Source organism: Actinoalloteichus sp. GBA129-24 (assembly GCF_001941645.1).
GTDB lineage: Bacteria > Actinomycetota > Actinomycetes > Mycobacteriales > Pseudonocardiaceae > Actinoalloteichus_A > Actinoalloteichus_A fjordicus.
In genome coordinates this window covers 2,269,633-2,288,059 of sequence record NZ_CP016077.1, presented here as the reverse complement: position 1 = coordinate 2,288,059, position 18,427 = coordinate 2,269,633, and the positions used below count along the sequence as shown (strand labels likewise).

Annotated in this window: 12 protein-coding genes; 8 read left to right on the top strand and 4 right to left on the bottom strand. The window is 70.6% G+C overall.

All coding sequences use genetic code 11. The features are described from left to right. The first annotated feature begins 202 nt into the window (after positions 1-202). From UA75_RS10330 to UA75_RS10305, 6 genes are all read left to right on the top strand, one after another. Positions 203-2,980 (top strand): hypothetical protein, encoded by a 2,778-nt coding sequence (locus tag UA75_RS10330; protein WP_075740053.1) that lies wholly within the window; start codon positions 203-205, stop codon positions 2,978-2,980. Between the two features lie 501 nt (positions 2,981-3,481). Continuing rightward, positions 3,482-5,125: an amidase gene (locus tag UA75_RS10325; protein ID WP_083690667.1), complete on the top strand. Its 1,644-nt coding sequence runs from the start codon at positions 3,482-3,484 to the stop codon at positions 5,123-5,125. A gap of 320 nt (positions 5,126-5,445) precedes the next feature. Further along, on the top strand, positions 5,446-6,300 hold the full coding sequence (locus tag UA75_RS10320) for a M23 family metallopeptidase (protein ID WP_075740052.1): 855 nt from the start codon (positions 5,446-5,448) through the stop codon (positions 6,298-6,300). Positions 6,301-6,521: 221 nt separating this feature from the next. Continuing rightward, positions 6,522-6,845 (top strand): hypothetical protein, encoded by a 324-nt coding sequence (locus UA75_RS10315; protein WP_157434098.1) that lies wholly within the window; start codon positions 6,522-6,524, stop codon positions 6,843-6,845. Between the two features lie 666 nt (positions 6,846-7,511). Beyond that, a complete protein-coding gene (locus tag UA75_RS32700; protein WP_075740050.1) occupies positions 7,512-8,966 on the top strand; it encodes a phosphatase PAP2 family protein in 1,455 nt (484 codons plus the stop codon). A 260-nt stretch (positions 8,967-9,226) separates the two neighbouring features. Further along, positions 9,227-9,538: a winged helix-turn-helix transcriptional regulator gene (locus UA75_RS10305; RefSeq protein WP_075740049.1), complete on the top strand. Its 312-nt coding sequence runs from the start codon at positions 9,227-9,229 to the stop codon at positions 9,536-9,538. Between the two features lie 289 nt (positions 9,539-9,827). On the opposite strand, the gene UA75_RS10300 is transcribed toward UA75_RS10305, so the two are convergent. Continuing rightward, positions 9,828-11,111, bottom strand: coding sequence for a glycosyl hydrolase family 8 (locus UA75_RS10300; protein WP_075740048.1), 1,284 nt, complete (start codon positions 11,109-11,111; stop codon positions 9,828-9,830). Between the two features lie 381 nt (positions 11,112-11,492). On the opposite strand from UA75_RS10300, the gene UA75_RS10295 reads away from it, so the two are divergent. Together UA75_RS10295 and pcp are read left to right on the top strand one after the other, a co-directional pair. After that, the gene (locus UA75_RS10295; protein WP_075740047.1) at positions 11,493-12,314 is read left to right on the top strand and encodes a DNA polymerase subunit beta; all 822 of its coding nucleotides are present in this window, start codon (positions 11,493-11,495) and stop codon (positions 12,312-12,314) included. Positions 12,315-12,451: 137 nt separating this feature from the next. Beyond that, positions 12,452-13,114, top strand: coding sequence for a pyroglutamyl-peptidase I (gene pcp, locus UA75_RS10290; RefSeq protein ID WP_075740046.1), 663 nt, complete (start codon positions 12,452-12,454; stop codon positions 13,112-13,114). Between the two features lie 395 nt (positions 13,115-13,509). Here the strand turns inward: pcp and UA75_RS10285 are convergent, their stop codons facing one another. The 3 genes from UA75_RS10285 to UA75_RS10275 form a co-directional block, all read right to left on the bottom strand. Continuing rightward, a complete protein-coding gene (locus UA75_RS10285) occupies positions 13,510-14,853 on the bottom strand; it encodes an RNA polymerase sigma factor (RefSeq protein WP_083690666.1) in 1,344 nt (447 codons plus the stop codon). Between the two features lie 346 nt (positions 14,854-15,199). Further along, positions 15,200-15,628, bottom strand: coding sequence for a YciI family protein (locus UA75_RS10280; protein ID WP_075740045.1), 429 nt, complete (start codon positions 15,626-15,628; stop codon positions 15,200-15,202). A 498-nt stretch (positions 15,629-16,126) separates the two neighbouring features. Continuing rightward, positions 16,127-18,274: an AIPR family protein gene (locus UA75_RS10275; protein WP_075740044.1), complete on the bottom strand. Its 2,148-nt coding sequence runs from the start codon at positions 18,272-18,274 to the stop codon at positions 16,127-16,129. Positions 18,275-18,427: the final 153 nt, after the last annotated feature.

Sequence of the window (18,427 nt, the reverse complement as noted above, 5' to 3'; positions counted from 1 at the left end):
GTCGCGATCTTCACCCATTCGAGTCGAACGAACGTCGACCGGCGCCGAAATCCCGACGTCGAACTGTCGGGCCGCTGCGGGATGATTATCGCGGTGCGTCGGAGAACGACTCCTCCGATAAGGAGCGGAGGCAGCTGACGGCGACCATTCGCCGGTGCCACGACGCAGAACCGTGGTGATTCGGGGACAGGGGGAATCAACTGTGACGACCACCGATCGAATTCATCCGACCGGGCGGCCGGGCACCGCCATGCCCGCGTTCGAGGGCGCTCCGCAGGTGCTCAAGCTGCTGCGGAAGCTGGTGACCCGGCCGCTGCTCGGCGAAGTGCCGGTCGACCAGCGCGGCAGACGCGGTATTCCGATGCTGTGCCTGTCCCGGGGGGAGGAACAGGCCGAGCTGCTCACCGCGCTCGCTGATCAACTCAAGAACGCCACGCCGCGACGGGTGCCGCATGCCCGACACTCGTTCACCGCCGAAGCAGACGATTCCGCCGACCAGACCGAACTCATTCTCGTGGCACTGCGCGACCTGGCCGTGCAACTGTCCACCGGCGCGAACACCAAGTACGGAAGGATGCGGTTCAGTCGTTTTCATCTGGTCGACTGGCTGCTCCGACAGGAATTCTCCGAGGCCGACGACGTCGATCTTCGCGCCCGGCTCTCGCTGCGCTCTCGGCGACGCGACCGACTCAGCCGCGACGGCGAGCCCGCCGCCGAGGCCTTCGACTCCCGCTGGGCCGTGCTGCTGCGTGCCGTGGGCGCGATCCGGTTCGCCGTCCGGTTACGCGGTCGTATTCCCGGCGTCGGGAACGAGTACCGCTGGCTGCTCCGGCAGCCGTACCTGGCACCGCAGGACCCCGGCACCTTCATCGGGTTCGCCGAACGCCTGACCAGGAACCTCAACGTCTACGAGGATCAGGGCCAGCTCCAACGGCTGATCGTCAACGCCTTCCTGGAGGACGTGCGCGCGGCCCACCGACCGTTTCCCCGCTTCCTACGGGCCTTCCGCCGCACCACCTACACCGTGCTGCTGCTGGACAGGATCACCCCGGCCAACGGGGGCAACCGACTGTTACGGCTGATCAACGACGTCCGCAACGACATCGGCGCCTTCGACCCGCTGGTCGTGGTCAGCGGCAGCACCGTGATTCCGCCCGACCCGGCCGAGTTGGGCGCAGCGGACGACGAAGGACAGACCAGAGCGCTCGAGACCCGGCCTGCCGTCGAGGCCGAGGACGCCTACGAACACTGGCTGACCCTCTTCGCCCACTACAGCCGGACCCGCCACCACACCGCCTGGTACCTGCCGCTGGAGGTCCCACCGCCGCCCGACGAGCCGCAGCGCCACCGCCGTCAGCTCGACGGGATCAGGCGGTTCGCCTTCCGATCGCCGCCGTGGTGGGCCCGCAGACGCTACACCCGCACCGTCGCGGTTCTGCTCGCCGCCGCCGTCGCCGCGGGCACCGGCCAGTTGACCATCGGCTCCGTACAGACCTATCAGGCGTGCGGAATCCTGCCGTGGGATCGGGACGCGGCCACCATCGCCCTGCGGGATGACGGCGAGTGCGTCGGGGTGAGCGGTGACTCGCACGTGTTCCTGGACGGCGGGTCGCCCGCGATCAGTGCGATCGAGAGGCAGATCCTGACGACGAATCGCGATGTGGAGGCGGCGCACCGGCAGGAGGAGAACGCGAACCGGCCGTACGCGACCATCGTCTACCTGGTCGCGATGGACACCGGCGAGACCACGGAGCTGAACTCGACGCACGAGGGCCTGATGGGCATCGCCGCCGCGCAGCGGAGGCTGCTCGACGGCGGACCCGAGTCGCCACTGATCCGGGTGCACGTCGCCAATGCCGGATCTCGCATGCAGCACGGCGAATGGGTCGCGCAGCAGGTGGGGCGGCTGGCGGACGAGGACGACACGCTCGTCGGCGTGGTCGGACTGGACCAGAGTCGCGAGGCCACCCGTCGCACGATCCGCGCGCTGAGCAACGAGGGGCTGCCGATGGTCGCCGCCACGCTCTCCGCCGCGCAGATGCCCGCCGCATCCCCGCTGTACCGGCAGGTCTCCCCCGACAACGCCAGGGAGGCCGAGGTGGCCGCCGCCTTCGCCTCGAACGTCCTGGCCGCCGCCGATGCGGAGCCCGCCGAGATCACCCGCGAGATCCGGATCCTCTCCCCCGCCGATGAGAACGACCTCTACGCCACCGACCTGACGGCGAAGGTCGGCGACGCCTTCGCGGCCCAGGGCTTCCACGTCGAGGGCGCCGCCGTCGGGGACGACGCCGGGAGCAATCGGTTTCGCTACCTGCCGAGGGAGGACTCCGACACCGCGCCGCCGGACGCGCTGCGCGCCAACGAACTCGGCAGGCAGTCCTGCGACTATCCCGGCCTGATCTTCTTCGCAGGGAGGCCCGACGAGTTCAACTCGTTTCTCAGCGGGGTCAGCGGCCGGTGTCAGGACGATCCGCCGACCATCCTGGGCGGTGACGACATCTCCCGGTTCGCCGCTGACCGCGAGGATCGGGGCCGATGGCCGACGGTGCCGTTCCACTACCTCTCCTTCGCGGTGGGCTCGCCGTCCTGCAACTCCCCGAGCAACCTCTACACCACGATGCGGGAGCTCTTCGAGGACGTCTGCAACGCCACGATCGACCCCTCGTTGGACGGTCACGCCGCCCTGGCCTACGACGCATTCGACGTCTTCGCCACGGCGATCACCAACCTGCAGCGCAACAACCTGCGGATCCCGGTCCGGCCCGGCATGGTGCAGCACGAGCTGAGCCGAATCCACGGTGAGGGCTCGCTCAGCGGCGAGACGGGCCGGATCAACTTCGGCGGCAGCGTGGACCAGCAGGTACCGGAGGACAAGGTGGTCGCGGTGCTGGTGTCCCAGGGCTCGGGTGTGCCGGAGCTCCAGGGACTCTGCGGCGCGCATCAGAACCGGGACCCCGAGGGATGGTGCGAGACGCCGTGAGTCCTCGGCGGAGGTCCGGCAGGTGAGTGCGGGTCGGTGCTCGGTCGTCGCTCCGTCGCCGAGTCGTGCGGGTTCTCGGCGCGCACGGTGATCGGAGGCTGCGGGAGCCGCCGGGCGCCAGCCTGCCCCGATGATCGTCGCGGCTGAGCCACGCGGCGGAGGTCGAGGGACCGGTAAGGAGGAACCGTCCACGATGCGGTGGACGGTCGGGCCCGACGAGGCGTCAGATCGACGGGGACTTCCGCCCGCGGCGGGCCTGGCCTGCGGTGCGGCTCACCGAGAGGCCGGCCGCCGAAGGGCGACGACCGAGGCTCCGCCGGAGAAGAGAAATCCGTCCGCTATGGACTGTCGAGGCGCTTGCTCGGTCTCCCAGTCGGTCGCACGACCCCTGTCGCCCGCCCCCGCGCACCGGTAGAAGTGAAACATCACGGCAAACCGGGTGCAGTTCAGCCGAAACCGGAGACCGCTACGGTCCGAGGCTCCGGCGAGAGGTGGATGGCGATGCTCGGATCAGACCGACCGTCAACCCGTCGAGGTCGACGGTGGCGGGCTGCGACGGCGATCGCCCTGGCCGTCGGCATGACGCTCCCGGCCGCCGCCCAGGCCGAGACGCATCCGCCCGGGCCGCCGCGGAACCCGGCGCCCGAGGTCGTCGGCGTCGGTGTGCACGAGTTGTCCACGATGCTCGCGGAGCGACAGACCACCTCGGCCGCGCTGGTCGAGGCGTACCTGCGCCGGATCGACGCCTACGAAGAGGCCTACGACGACCAGCCCGGCCTGCACGCGGTGATCACCGTCAATCCGAGGGCGACGGCGCAGGCCCGCAGGCTGGACGCCGAGCGACGCAGCGGCCGGATTCGCGGTCCCTTGCACGGCATCCCGATCGTGATCAAGGACAACCACGACACGGGCGACCTGCCGACCTCCAACGGCTCGCTCGCGCTGCGCGAGCTGCGACCGCCCGACGACGCCACCCAGGTGCGCCTGCTGCGCGAGGCAGGGGCGATCATCCTGGCCAAGACGAACCTGCACGAGTTCGCCATGAACATCACCACCGTCAGCTCGCTGGGCGGTCAGACCCGCAATCCCTATGACCAGCAACGGCATCCCGGCGGTTCCAGCGGGGGGACCGGCGCGGCGGTGGCGGCGGCGTTCGCCCCGGTGGGCATGGGTTCGGACACCTGCGGGTCGATTCGCATCCCCGCCGCGCACAACGCGCTGGTCGGACTGCGGCCGACGCTGGGCCTGTCCAGCCGCGCGGGAGTGGCCCCGCTGTCGAGCACCCAGGACACCGTCGGGCCGCTCGGCCTGTCGGTGCGCGACGTCGCACTGGTGCTGGACGCGACGGCAGGCCACGACCCGGACGACCCGGTGACCGAGGCCGCCGTCGGCCGCGTACCGGACACCTATCTGTCCACCTTGGACGACCGCGCGCTCGCGGGCGCCAGGATCGGCCTGTTCACCGACTACTTCGGCGTCACCCCGGAGGAACAGCCCACGACCGATCTCGTCCGCGCGGCGGCACGGGACATGGCCGCGCGAGGCGCCGAGACGGTGGAACTGGGGCCGCAGCCGGAGATCCTGGCGGCGGCGGGCGCGGCGAACGTGGTCCGCGACGAGTTCGAGCGGGACCTCGACGCCTATCTCGCCGCACCGGGGACACGTGCTCCCCGCAGCCTCGCACGACTCGAGCCGCCGAGGAATCTCGTGACCCTGGCCGACATCGCGACCTCGGGTCTGGTGACGCCCAGTGTCCTGTCGACCCTGCGGAACTGGGTGGACAGCCCGGAACTGCCGCATCCGGAGTACGAGGAGCGGCTGCGGCAGCGCGAGGTGCTGCACGCACGGATCACCGCGTTGATGACGGCGCACGACCTGGACGTGATCCTCTATCCGACGATCACCGCCCCCGCGACCCCGGTGGGCACCAGCCAGTCCTACGCGAACTGTCGGCTGGCCGCGTACAGCGGACTGCCCGCGTTGACCGTCCCGGCGGGTCTGACCGCCGACGGACTGCCGGTGGGCGTGGAGTTGCTGGGGCGGGCCTTCGACGAGCCGACGCTGCTGGGCATCGGGCACGCCTACGAACAGGCGACCCGACACCGGATTCCGCCCGCGAGCACACCGGAGCTGACACCGGCCTGAGTCCTTCGACGCCCAGACGGAGACCGGCTGAAAACGATGTCGCACGGTCTGCGGGGTATTCCGCAGTGCAGACGTCGATGACTCGTCCGCGCCGTCATCGGGTATCGAGATCGACACGTTCGCATACCCGGTCGGGCAGATTACCGGGCGGATCATCGACTCGACAAGACGCGCCGAACAATAACGAGGACGACGGGAATCTTTCACCGAAAGATTCCCCGGACGCATTCCCCTTGATCGGATCGTGTGGTCAGATCAGCTGGTTCGTGCTACCGGCGGCGGGCCGATCGGCCGCCGCTCCAGTGCATGGAGGACAGCGTATGACGTTCACGAGACGATTAGGCGCAGTGACGACGGCCTTCGCCATCTCCCTGCTCGGCCTGGTGGCCGGCCAGGGAACGGCGCTGGCCGCGCCGAACTACCAGGTGCCGTTCGAATGCAATGAGACGGTCAACGCCAACACGCGATCGAATCACAGCCCCGCGCAGGGCGTCGACTTCCAGCGCTCGAACATCAACAATCTTCCGGTCGTCGCCTCTGCCGCGGGTCGGGTCGCCCGCGTCGAGAACACCGGAAGCACCAGCTACGGCCGATGGATCGAGATCGACCACGGCTCCGGCTTCACGACCCGCTACGCGCATCTGTCGAGCCAGGCCGTCACGGTCGGCACGCAGGTGCGGCTGGGGCAGCGGATCGGCAATGTCGGATCGACCGGCGGTTCCACCGGACCGCATCTGCACTACGAGCAGCGTTCTGGGGGTTCGCCGGTGCGAGCCACGCTGGACGGAGTCGCAGTCCCTTACTACGGCAACACGAGCTTCACCAGCAACAACCGCTGCTCCGACAACGGCAATCCCTATTCCCCCGGCCAGGTCTGCGGCAGCGGTTACCAGGTCATCAATCAGCGGGCGCTCGGCAATGCGGGCACCGTGTACCTGACGTACAACTCCGCCAACCGAAACAACTGCGTCGTGACCCTCAAGTCCGCCTCGCTGGGCACCCCGACCGCGACCACGGCGTTTCTCGAGGTGCAGGGACAGACTCGGGTCACCGACTCCGGGTCCTTCTCCTATTACGCGGGTCCGGTGCGCCGGGCGGCGGGAGCCACCTGCGTGAAGTGGGGCGGTTCAGCGGGCGGACAGTCCTATACCAGCCCGTTCGAACACTGCGGTTGATCAGTTGATCCACCATCCGACGCCGCCGGGTCGGGCGGCTCGCGTCGCACGAGTCAAGGGCGCCGGATGCAGAAGGCCTCGCTCCGTTCGGAGCGAGGCCTTCTGGCGCTCGGCGGTCTTCTCCTGCGGACGGGCCAGGGCCGCCGGGACCGCAGCGGGGCCGTCGCCGGGCCGTGGCGCGGTTCGCGACGAGGGCCGCCGGGGCGCACTACGGTGTGCTGGTGAACATCGATGAGGTCGCCGAGCCGATCGGCGTGATCTCCGCCGAGACCGCGGCCTTCGCGCTCGACCGGTTCGCCGATCGCAACGCGCGGGTTCCCGGTTCGTCCGTCGTGCACGCCATGCGCCCGGCCCGGTTCCTCGGGCGGAGTGTGCCCGGCCTCGGCTGTGGCACCGCCGTGGGCGGCTGGGACTGGTCTCGACTGCTGCCCACCGCCGAACCGATCACCTGCTCCCGCTGTCGCCGTGATCCGGCCTCGCGGCAGGACGAGGACCGGCTCGACCACGCGGCACAACTCGCACTCGACCTCGGCCCGGTGGACTGAGGTCCGACGGGCGCGAGGTCCGATCCCGACTCCGCGACCGGTCCCACCCCGGCGGGCAGGCGACCGGGTGTCGCGCTTCCCGGCTGATCTGGCCGCGCAGTGGTCGATGCGATTCCGATGCGAAGTGCTGAGCAGCCCGGGCCGCCGGTGATAGTTTCGATTCATCCTGAAGCAATAGAGCTTTCAATCAAGGAGGCGACCAGGACGACCCCGCGCCGACGCCCCACGCAGTCGATGTGCTCGGCGACCAGCAGGCGGACATCGCCGATCCGAGCGTCGCGACCCGACTGCGAGCGGGCTGGTCGGCATCGGCGACGTCGCCCCGGGCAGGCGTGCGCCCCGGAGGCAGGGGCGGCGCCAGACGTGATCTGCGGCCACCGAGCCGCGGTCCCCTGGACGCGACAGGTGTCCCCCAGACCGGCGATCCCCGAACGGCGGATTCACCGAGGGCGCAGGGTCTCCGATGGGAAGGACCAGAGACCGGCCGTCGGAGCAGGATCTTCGCCGAGCCTGCTCACACCGCCGAGAACACCCTCGACCGACGGCATCCGAGGTGGCGATCAACCTGACCAGGGTGCCAGACGTCTGGAGGACAGGCGTCGCAGTGACCGGAATGTCAGACTCCATACACTCCTGGTTCATGATCGACAAAGCTATGGAGGTGCCGTGTTCCGCTGGCTGACACCGACCGGCCCGTGGCAGGCCGAGGTCGGGGCCGTCGCGCGCTTCCCCGCCGGACGCCCGACCACGGTCGAGGTCGAGGGCATTCCAGGCATGAGCGCGACCTGGTACCGGGACCTCGTCGACTTCGCCCACGGCACCCCCGGCTGGGTGCACTGGTTAGCAGAGATCGGCACCGAGGCGCTGCCGATCCTGCTGGTCGTGGTGCTGGCGGTGAACTGGTGGCGGTCGCGAGGACTGGACGCGGCGACGACGGCGCAGGCCTTCCTGGCCCCGTTCGCCACGGCGACGTCGTACCTCATCAGCAACGTCGCCAAGTCGATCATCCACCAGGACCGGCCGTGCCAGGCGATCGAGGTGCTGCCGATCTCGCCATGCCCGCCGATGGGCGACTGGTCGTTCCCGAGCAACCACACGACCTTCGCGGCGGCCGCTGCCGTCGGGCTGGCGATCGCCTGGCGTCGCACCGCGCTCTGGGTACTGGTCGCGGCAGTGCTCACCGCCTTCTCCCGAGTCTTCGTCGGCGCGCACTACCCGCACGACGTCGCCGTCGGGCTGCTCCTCGGTGCGGCCGTCGCCGCCGTGATCCTGATCGCGGGCCTGCGGCCGACGACCAGGCTGGTGGAGTGGGCGGAGGGCGTGCCCGCGCTGCGCTGGGCGGTGGCCGAGGGGCCGCTGATCCCCAGCGGCCGGGACTCCGACGAGGACGAACGCTCCGAGGACCACGCATCGCCGCCGATGCGGCGGGGCCCGGCCGTGGTAACCTCGCCTGCCGACTCGGCGACCGTACGGCTGCCCGTGCCCGCCCGAGGCCCGGCACCGGGCGGCCCCGGTGATCGCAGCCCGGCGATGTCCGGTGCCCGACCCGGGCCTGCCTCGACGGGTGCCGAGGCCCCGACGACCGTGCACCCCAGGGCTGGGACGGCGGCGGTCGGCAGCGATCCGCAGGCGACGGCGGTCCTCGGCGCGACACAGCACCGCAGACGGCCCCCCGGCTCGGCGAGCCGACGGCCGGCATCGCACCGCTCCGGACCTGCCGAGGCCGACGTCGCCGGAGCCGGGGCGGCGCCCAGGGCCGGCGCGGTCCCCGAACCGGCCACGATTCAGGCGGCCGTCGGGCAGGCGCAGACCGGGCGGCCGACGACCGACCGAGGCCCGACCGAGCGGGCGCAGGCTGGTCAGGGAACGACCGAGCTGGGGGCGACCGAGCAGCTGCCCGCGCCCCAGCCGACGGGACGTCTCACGCCGCAGGCCCCCGGCCGAGCGGCTCCCCCAGGCGCGGCGCCGAGGCGACCCGCCTCCCGGCCGCCGTCCGCCCAGCCCCACGCCGCCGGGCAGCCCGCCAGGCGGGGACCCGACGGCCGTCCGCCGACCAGGCCCGAGCCGAGGCCGGAGGCCGAGGGCGGCGAGCACATCACCCCGGTGCGTCGACCCCGCTGAGTCTCCTCGAACCGTCGGACACGTCGATCATTCGAGTTTGGTCGCCGGACCGGCCCGTCGTTCCGGGCCGGTCCGACCTGGTGCGGGGCGCGTCGCGGGCGTCGAGGCCCGCCGCTGGCCCGCGGAACGGGCCGGTGGAGACCGGGTCTCCCGGACGCCGCCGAGGGCCGGCTCGCTCAGCCCGGCGGGCAGGCCGGGAGGACGAGCCCTTCCGGTGAGCGCGGCCTCCTGCCGACTGTCCGGCCAGGACAGCGGCCGATCTGCTCCGCAACACCTGGACGATCGTGGTGCTGCACGCGCTGCGCGACGGGCCGCGCAGGCCCGTCGAGTTGCGGGCGACGATCGGCGGGGTCAGCACCAAGGTGCTCCTGGAGACGCTGCAACGTCTGAACCGGGACGCGCTGCTCCGCCGGGAGGCCCACGACCGGCCACCCGGTGTCGACTATGCACTCACCGAGCTCGGCCGAAGCCTGCTGCCTGCCCTGGACGCCCTCTCCGGGTGGGCGGACGAACACGGCGCCGAGATCGCCACGGCTCAGGAGGCGGCGGACGGCAGGGATCGGCGATCGTGACATGAGGCTGCCGGGGAGGTCCGCACGCCGTGGAGGGCGGGCGTGCTGCGGTCTCGCCACGAGGCTCGCCTCGTCGGACGGTGCCGACGGGCCACCGCCGAGTCGCACGAACGACGTCGTTCCCCGAGCATGAGCGCCCCGGCCCGGCCGGGCGGTGTGCCCGCAGCCTCGCTCGCGGGCGGAGCCGTGCACCGCAGGCTCGTCGCGGCGAGCCGCCCGCAGCGCCGTGCTCCGCCGGGCCGCCCGGCAGCCGGGTACCCGATCGCAGGCACCCGCCCCGGGCGGGCCGTCACAGTGTCAGGCCGGTGCCGCTGACGATCAGCATCACCTGGAGCTGGATGCTCGCGGCGTAATACCGCTGCGGGTCGACGTCGGTGGCCAGGATCTTCGCCCACAGGGCGTCCAGCCATTCCTGGCTGTCCGGGTCGCTCAGGGCGGCGACCGCGAAGGGCGCGAAGAACGCGGCATCGGAGCCGGTGCCGTACCGGGTGCCGTCGAGCCGGTAACCGGTGCCGATCTGGTCGGGATCGCCCCCGGTGGACTCCTGGATCCAGTCGTCGAGCCGCTGGGCGGCGGCCACCGAGCGCGGGTCGCCGGAGTTCAGCGCGTCCACGCCGATCCGCCACGGCGTGCGGCAGGCATTCCAGCTGAAGTAGCCGTCGGTCTCGCTCTCCAGGAACTGTCCCTGGGCGGGCCTGGGGTTGGTACCGGTGTCCTGGACGAAGTCGGGCAGCAGCCCGGTGTCGGGCGCGTAGTCGTCCTGCAGCGTCTCGATCAGGTCCTGGTGGGCGAGGCGGATCGTGTCCCAGTCCGCGTCACCGGTGGCCGCTCGGAACACCCGAAAATGATCTAACATCCAGTCTGACGTGCGACTTCCCCAGTAGAGCTGCGGAGTCCACTCCGGGTGAGCCCAGTCCCCCAGCTCCATCAGGTTCGTCTCGGGATGCACCTCGCTGCGCTTGATGGCGTTGATCCGCGTCACGGCCAGCGCGTGGTAGTCGACCGCGCCTGCACTGCCCCAGGCCGCGTCGGCGAGCAGCAGCCCGTAGGCGATGTCCATGTCCCCGTCGGTGGCGGAGTCCTGTCCGCCCGTGGTGTTGCAGGACAGATCCTGCGCGCCCGCCATCAGATCGGGGTCCAGCGCGGACGGGTGGTCGAGCACGTAACGCAGGATGCCGTCGAAGATCTCCTGGGCGTCCGGGTCGACGTCGGCCATCTGGGCGGTGATCACCAGGCCGTAACCCTGGCCCTCGGCGACGTAGGGCTCGTACGCGTCCGGCGAGTACACCTGGTACCAGTCGTCCCGACAGTCGTCCCGAACGAAGGCCGCCTTCCACGCCGCGTAGACCTCGGCCACGGCCGCCTCCTGCTCGGCGCGGGCGGCGGACGGGGCGATCACCGCTCCCGGCCGTACCGGCTCCGCCTTCGAGGTCGACGGCGGAGCAGGCGAACCCGCGTCGGCGGCGACAGGCGGGGCGGGCTGCCCCGAATGGGCGATCCCCGTCGTCACGACCAGGGCCAGGACGGCGGCGACGGCCACCGGTAACGCCGTTGCTGCTCGAACACCGCGCATCACGCCGCACCTCGAAGTTCCTCGTCGGGTCCCCAGTGACCGATTGAGACGGTGGCAGGCAGGTCACGACCCGGTCAAGGCCGGCGCCCGTGATTGGTGCGTCCGTGCCAACCGATGCCGTCGGGCGGTGGAATCGGGGACGTCGGTTCGGCCTGCGGCCGCCGAGCCGCCTGCCTCACCTCCGGGACCGGCAGACGCGTTGCCGAGGGCCGGTCCGGCGGGTCTGGCGGCGGCAGTCGCCTTCGGCTGCGCCCGTGCGGGCCGGTTCGAGCGCCTGACACCGGCACCGCCAGGATGGTCGGATCGCCGTCTCCCGACCTGAGCGGGCGCGGCGCACTCTCTGCTCCGCCAGTCAGAACCAGCCCGCAGGAGGCACCTTTCATGTCCTCTTCCTCCCCCCTGCTCGACGCCCGAGTGCACCGGCTGCGGCAGGTCGCCCACGCCGATCCCCGACTGGACGGTGTCGTGCTGTACGGGTCGTGGACGCTCGGCGAGGCCGACGCCCACTCCGACATCGAGGCCTACGTCTTCGTCCTGGACGAGCATCTCGACGAGTTCGACGGCGCGGAGTTCGTCTCCCGGCTGGCCCCGCTCGCGCTCGCCTACACCAACATGTTCGGCATCCTCGCCGTGGTCTTCGACGACCTGATGCGGGGCGAGTTCCATGTCGAGCCCGCAAGCGGCAGCGCCGAACAGCTCGCGGGCTGGCGGGGCCTGGTGCGGCTGCCGGAACCGGACCGCGCCGTCCTGCTGGATCGCCGTGGGCTGCTCGGTCCGGTCGCGAAGGAGCTGGCCGACGTCCCCGCGCCGGACGAGGCCGTCACGGCGCGTCAGCTCGTCGACGAGCTGACGAACTGGACGCTGATGGTGACGCAGGTGCTCGCCAGGGGCGAGACGGCCCGCGCGCACGCCGGGCTGGCCTCGATGGTCGCGCCCCACCAGCTCAAGCTGTGCAGGCTGCTGCGCGGCTCCACCGAGCACTGGCTCACGCCGAGCCGGGCGCTGGAGGCGGACCTGCCCGCCGAGGACGTCGCCCGCTATGCCGCGACGACCTCGACGCTGGACCCGGCCTCGGTGCGGGCGGCGGTCCGGGAGAGCTGGCGGTGGAGTCGGGAGCTGGCGGACGAGGCGGCGGCGCGATGGGGACTCGCGCCCGCCGAGCAGCTGCACCAGGACATCACCGAGCTGCTCCGGAAGGGCTGAACCGCCGGGTACGTGCCCCGGAACGGCAGGCGCGAACCAGATCCCGCTGGTGGCCCCGCCGCCCGCCACGCCGAGTCGATGCCGCACCATCGGTGCCGTCCCCGCCGACCCCGCCGACCCCGCCGAGGAGCGCGCCCATGACCACCGTCCTGCTGACCGGCTTCGAGCCCTTCGACGGGGCGTCGGTGAACCCGTCGTGGCAGGCGGTGTCGCAGGCACGACGGGACTGGGACGGCACCGCCGAGCTGCACGTGGCGGAGCTTCCCGTGGAGTTCGCCCGCTGCGGACCCGCGCTGGCGGCGGCGCTGGAACGCAGCAGACCGGACCTCGTCGTCGCGGTCGGGCAGGCGGGCGGCAGGCCGGCAATCGCCCTGGAGCGGATCGCGATCAACATCGACGACGCCCGGATTCCCGACAACGCAGGCGATCAGCCGGTGGACGTCCCCGTCGTGGCTGACGGTCCGGCCGCGTACTTCAGCACCCTGCCGGTCAAGTCCTGCGTGGCGGAGCTGCGCAGGACGGGCGTGCCCGCCTCGGTGTCGCAGACGGCGGGGACCTTCACCTGCAATCACGTGTTCTACCGACTCATGCACGAGCTGGCAGGCGCCCGAGGCGTGGGTGACGACGGCCCCGGCGCCCGAGGCGGCTTCGTCCACGTCCCGTTCGCCCCGGAGCAGGTCACCGACGGCACACAGCCCAGCATGCCGGTGTCGGTCATCGCGGCGGCGCTGCTCACGATCGTCCGAACGAGCCTGGCCGTGCGGGTCGACACGCGCCTTCCCGGCGGTGCCACGCATTAACCGGTCGGCTGGGGCGGGCAGGGCCGAGGCGATCGGAGTCTCGGAGCAGCGGCACGCCTTGGGGGCAGCCGGGACGCGGTGCCGCGAGAGCCTGAGGCCCTGGGAGCGGCGGAACGACGAGCGGGCCTGGTCCACGCCCGCCGGGCAGAGTGCCGCCGGGGCTGTTTCGGCGGCGACGGAATGTGCAGCAGGGTGGCCCGTCGGCCGGTTGGGTGGTGCGACCGCCGCAGAGGTCGACCGGGGCTGATCAGCGACGGCGTGGCTCGATCAACGCGCCGGGAGATCCGGTCCTGGCGTCGGAGCCCAGGGACGCCACGCGGTCGCCGCCGAGGAACTCGGGTGGGGTGGTCGCTGCCCGAGGAACGACGATGTCGTCGAGCGCCTCCCGGCCCGGCCTAGCTCGCGTCGATCGTGGCCGGTGCGGAGCGACTGCTGACGTCACCGCCCTCCTCGGCAGCGCGCTCGCCGTCCCCGGCGGGCCCGCACTCAGCCGCGCGATCGAGCAGCAGACGACGTTCCCGCGCGTTGCCGGTGAGTGCGGCGGCCCGCTCGAACTCCGTACGGGCGTCGGCGAACCGGCCCAGCCGATGCAGCAGATCGCCGCGCACACTCGGCAGCAGGTGATAACCGGCCAGCGCCTTCTCCCCCACCAGCGTGTCGGCGAGTTCCAGCCCGACCGCCGGGCCGAAGGCCATCGACAACGCCACCGCGCGGTTCAGCTCCACCACCGGCGAGGACGTGAGCAGGGCGAGCCCCTGATAGAGCGCCGCGATGCGCACCCAGTCGGTCTCCTCCGACGTCCTGGCTCTGGCGTGACAGGCGGCGATGGCGGCCTGCATGGTGTAGGGCCCGCGCGGCTGAGCCAGCGCCTCGGCCTCATCCAGCGCCGCCAGGCCGCGCCGGATGAGGAGCTGATCCCAGTGCGCCCGATTCTGGTCGAGCAGCAGGACGGGCTCTCCCGAGCGGGAGATGCGCGCCCGCAGCCGCGAGGCCTGGATCTCCATCAGGGCGATCAGGCCGTGCACTTCGGCGTCCCTGGGCGCGAGGCCTGCGAGCATCCGGCCGAGGCGTAGTGCGTCCTCACACAGCGCAGGCCGCGTCCAGTGCTCCCCGGACGTGGCGGAATAGCCCTCGTTGAACACCAGGTAGATCACCCCGAGCACCGAGGACAGCCGCTCGGCGCGGTCCGCCTCGGCCGGGATGGCGAACGGGACGCCCGCCGTGGTGAGGGTCCGCTTCGCCCGCACGATCCGCTGGGCGATCGTCGATTCCGGTACGAGGAAGGCCCGCGCGATCTCCTCGGTGGTCAGACCGCCGAGCAGCCGAAGGGTGAGCGCCACCCTGGCGTCGGCGGACAGCACCGGGTGACACGCGACGAACAGCAGTCGCAGGATGTCGTCCTGGATGTCCTCGCCGTCCAGGCCTGCGGCGGCGTCCGGCGCGATCGCACCGCCCCCGGAGTCGAGATCGCGGCCCAGCTCCTCGAGGTTGCGGGCGTTGCGCTCCCTGCGACGCAGATGGTCGATGGCACGCCGCTTCGCCGTGGTCATCAGCCAAGCGCCCGGATTACGGGGAATTCCTTCCGCAGGCCACTGTTCCAACGCGGCGACCAACGCGTCCTGCGCGAACTCCTCGGCGAGCCCCACATCATGCAGGAACCGGGCGAGACCCGCGATGAGCCGCGCCGACTCGATACGCCAGACCGCGTCGATCGCGCGCCGGGTGTCAGAAGCCGTCATGGCGCCGACTGAAGCACATGTCCCCGACGCGCGGGCGGGAGACTGCCGATCTGTTCCAGTCGGCAGGCTGTTCCGGTGAGCGCTGCCTGCGGCAGGCGAGGCGCCCCGGCCTGGGCAGGCCCGGTTGCGCTCGGCTGCGTCGATCACCGCCGGGCCGGTGCCGGGGGCTGGTTGCCGACCGCTTGCCGACCGCTCCCGTTGCCGACCGCTCCGGGCCGCAGCCCGTCGGCAGGCGAAGGCCCGGCAGGCGCAGGCCGTCGTACGTCTGGCGGCTCAGGGCCGGTCGGCGCAGGCAGCTCGCCGAACACGCCGGCCCGGCGCAGCTGCCGTGGGCGGGGCGGCGAGGTCAGCTCTGCTGCGACGCCACCTCGGCACGCAACCGCTCCTCGGCGTCGCGCAGCTCAGGCGTGAACTCCGCACCGAAGTCCTCAGCCTCAAACACCTGCCGGATCTCGACCTCCTGCATGCTGTCCGGGGTGGCGGGAATGCGCTTGGCCCACTCGATCGCCTCGTCCTTCGACTTCACCTGGATCAGCCAGAATCCGGCGACCAACTCCTTGGCCTCGGTGAAGGGACCGTCGATCACGGTGGTCCCGCCGTCGGCGAAGCGCACCCGCGCACCCTTGGCGCTCGGCTGGAGGCCCTCGCCCGCGAGCATCACGCCCGCCTTGGCCAGCTCCTCGTTGTAACGCCCCATCGCCGCGAGCATCTCCTCGCTCGGCAGGACGCCTGCCTCGGTCTCGGCGTTCGCCTTGATCAGAATCATGAATCGCATCGTCAGTTCTCCCTCATCGCCCTCGAGTCGTCAGTGGCAGGCTGCCCCCACCGTGCGGGGAGGCAAACCCGGCTCTCAGCTGGGCGTCGAACGGGTGGGGCGGGATCGACGCGCGGGAGGACTTTCCTCGGAGCTTTCTCGGAGATCGTCTTCATGGCCGCGCCGTGATCGCGTCCGTGACCACAGAATCTGACCAGTTCAGAGCCGGGTCGTGGTCCGAGAACCCGCCATGACGGTCGTGGTAAAGAACCGGGCAGGGGCGAAGAGGAGGACGAGCCAGTACGAACCGGGTCCAAGGCCGCGCCGCCGCAGCCTGTTGATGGCGGCGGCCGAGTGTCCGACCGCCGCTCCCTCGGTGATCGTCGCGAGCGTGGGCCAGTCGTCGATCTAGGCAGGCTCACTCGCTTCCCTACGCCCATGCGTCAGCGGCCTCGGCACAGTGCAGAGCGCAAGAAGGGGCGTGGCAGTCGGCACATCATCGCAGCGACACGACGATCTCTAGACTTCCTCCGCCGCCTCGATGTCGCTGAGCACCCGCCAGGCCAGATCGGCGAGACTTTCGCCCGAGCTCAGCACCCACCGCGCGGTGCCCTGATTCGCCACCGGTCGTTCCTTCCACTCGGCGAGTTCCCAGATGTGCGAGATCAAGCCGGAGGGCGAGTACTGTCGGCCGTCGGCCGCCCAGAGGATCGGTTTGGTGCGGTGCGGAATCCAGGTCGCGCGAGCACGCTGCGGGTCCTCGGTGAGCCAGTCCCGCAATGCCGCCGCTTCCAGGGGGTATCCGGCGCTGAGGGTGAGTGCGTCTCCCTCGTGGAGGACACCCTTGTCGATCAACACCGAGACGGCGTTGGGCCTACGACGTTTCCGCTGGGTCGAGGCACGGCGGTACTTGTCCGTCCGCGCCTGATTCGCCGGCTCCTCGGACGAGGAGAGCAGCCTGCCGACGACCTCACGGCACCGCGCGACGTCCGAGCAGACCGCACTGATCTGGGAGCGCTCGTTGAAGAGCTCATCGATCGCGGTCAGCACCTCTGGTATTAGTTCCTTCACCAGAGTCGAGGTGCGCTGGACAGCGTGCTCGGCCCATTCCAGCTTTTCGTCCGGCTCGTCGATGGCTTCGGTGTCCAGTCGCCGGAAGACGAGGTGCGCGATCAGGAAGGTTCCGTGATCGATCAACGCGACCCCGCGTCGTTCGTATCGGCCACGCACCGCGTGCAGACTGCGGCGCACCTCGCGAAGGACTCGTACGGCGTTCCAGATCAGATAGGCGCCCGGCCGTGGCCGGAAGAGGGTGTCATAGATGCCCTGCGATCCCCTCTCCCACAGTCCGTCGAGGGTGGTCGCGATCCGCGCCGCGTACTGGCTGTCGGGGTGAGCGCAGGCCAGCGCACACGCGGCTTCGACGACCGAGCATCCCGTGTCGGGTTGCGGTTCCAGTTCGCTGCGCCGGACGCTGTACTCCAATTCCAGCTCGGCACGCATCTCCTGAAGGATCTCTGCCTGCACCGGATCGAGCGCGATGAAATCGCGGGCCTCGACACGATTCTGCCGGTTGGTCGCCTGTGTGGTCTGCTTGGCGAACTCCTCGGCCTGACCCGTCACGATGATGCGCACACCGACCTGCGCCGAGGCCGCTGCCTCGTCGGCGGCGACGGCCTCGGCCACGGACCGAACCGTCTGAGCTCCGTTGACGACGCTGGCATTGCGCAGTGTCAGCCCGAGTGGACGCGCGTGCGGTGTACGGAGCGAGGTTCGAGGCTTGTCCACCGACTCGCAGAGAATCGTTATCCCGTTGTTGAAGTACCAGAAGTGACCGGGCTCCTGAGTGAGTGTGTTCACCAGTTCGTTGTTGATCGGGGTTCTGCCGAGCGGGTTGCGAATATTGAGGTTGAAGAGGTTCGATCCATGGCTGACCCACTCGGCGACCTGCTCGGCCAGGACCACACCCTGATAAGACTCGTAGGGTTCGCCGACCATGAACCAGGGGAACAGCTCGGCACTCAGCATGATCGGCTCGGGCGTGAGGTCCTTGCGCACCGAATCCCAGACCTCCGCAGCCAGGATGATGCGGTGACTGAGGACGTCCCCGTCGCGATTGAACTCCTTCTCCCCCATGGCAAGCGCGTGCAGAAACCCTTCGGTCACGTCGTCGGCCCGCATCAGAACGATGACCTGGGTGATCGGAACCGCATCCCCGACCATGACGGCCTTGGCTGCCTCGGCGAGAAGTCGACCACGGGGATTGAACTCGGCGAAGTCCTCGTCATCGATGAGTCGCAGCCCGGCAAGCAGCTCCTGGACGGCAGATCGATCGCTACTAGCCCGACCCTTCCTGCTCCACTTTGCCTGCACCAGGTAGACGTGCGGATCGGGGCCTTCGACGACCGCGATCGCGTCGATTCCCTGGTCACCTGCGCCGTCGATGACCGTCTGTGCGGCGTCCTGCGGGCTGAAGCCGGTGACGAGGCGAACGGCCTGCGCGGTCAATGCCCTCGACAGCAGGCGCGGGCTGCGCTCTTCCTCTGCCTTACCGTCGAGATCGCTGACGTCGAGCAGACCCGAGTCCAGGTACACCCGGCGCAGCGCCTTCTCGATCTGACGGACTTGCAGGGTCACATCGCCGTGGCTGCCGCGAACGCTGCTCATGCTCAACTCCTACGCCGGCTGAATCCGGGCACGCACCAGGCCCCGTGATCGTCCACAAGTCATATCATTCCCCGCCGAATCAACGCCCAGCGCCGGCTGACTCGACGCAAGATTCAGAGCAGGCGAGTCGTCCGGCCGTCCATCGCAGCCGCC

Bases quoted from the DNA above. Each gene is read 5' to 3' on its own strand.
- pcp (WP_075740046.1), top strand. From the start codon at position 12,452: ATGACCACCGTCCTGCTGACCGGCTTCGAGCCCTTCGACGGGGCGTCG.
- UA75_RS10275 (WP_075740044.1), bottom strand. From the start codon at position 18,274: ATGAGCAGCGTTCGCGGCAGCCACGGCGATGTGACCCTGCAAGTCCGT.
- UA75_RS10300 (WP_075740048.1), bottom strand. From the start codon at position 11,111: ATGCGCGGTGTTCGAGCAGCAACGGCGTTACCGGTGGCCGTCGCCGCC.
- UA75_RS10295 (WP_075740047.1), top strand. From the start codon at position 11,493: ATGTCCTCTTCCTCCCCCCTGCTCGACGCCCGAGTGCACCGGCTGCGG.
- UA75_RS10285 (WP_083690666.1), bottom strand. From the start codon at position 14,853: ATGACGGCTTCTGACACCCGGCGCGCGATCGACGCGGTCTGGCGTATC.
- UA75_RS10320 (WP_075740052.1), top strand. From the start codon at position 5,446: ATGACGTTCACGAGACGATTAGGCGCAGTGACGACGGCCTTCGCCATC.
- UA75_RS10325 (WP_083690667.1), top strand. From the start codon at position 3,482: ATGCTCGGATCAGACCGACCGTCAACCCGTCGAGGTCGACGGTGGCGG.
- UA75_RS10280 (WP_075740045.1), bottom strand. From the start codon at position 15,628: ATGCGATTCATGATTCTGATCAAGGCGAACGCCGAGACCGAGGCAGGC.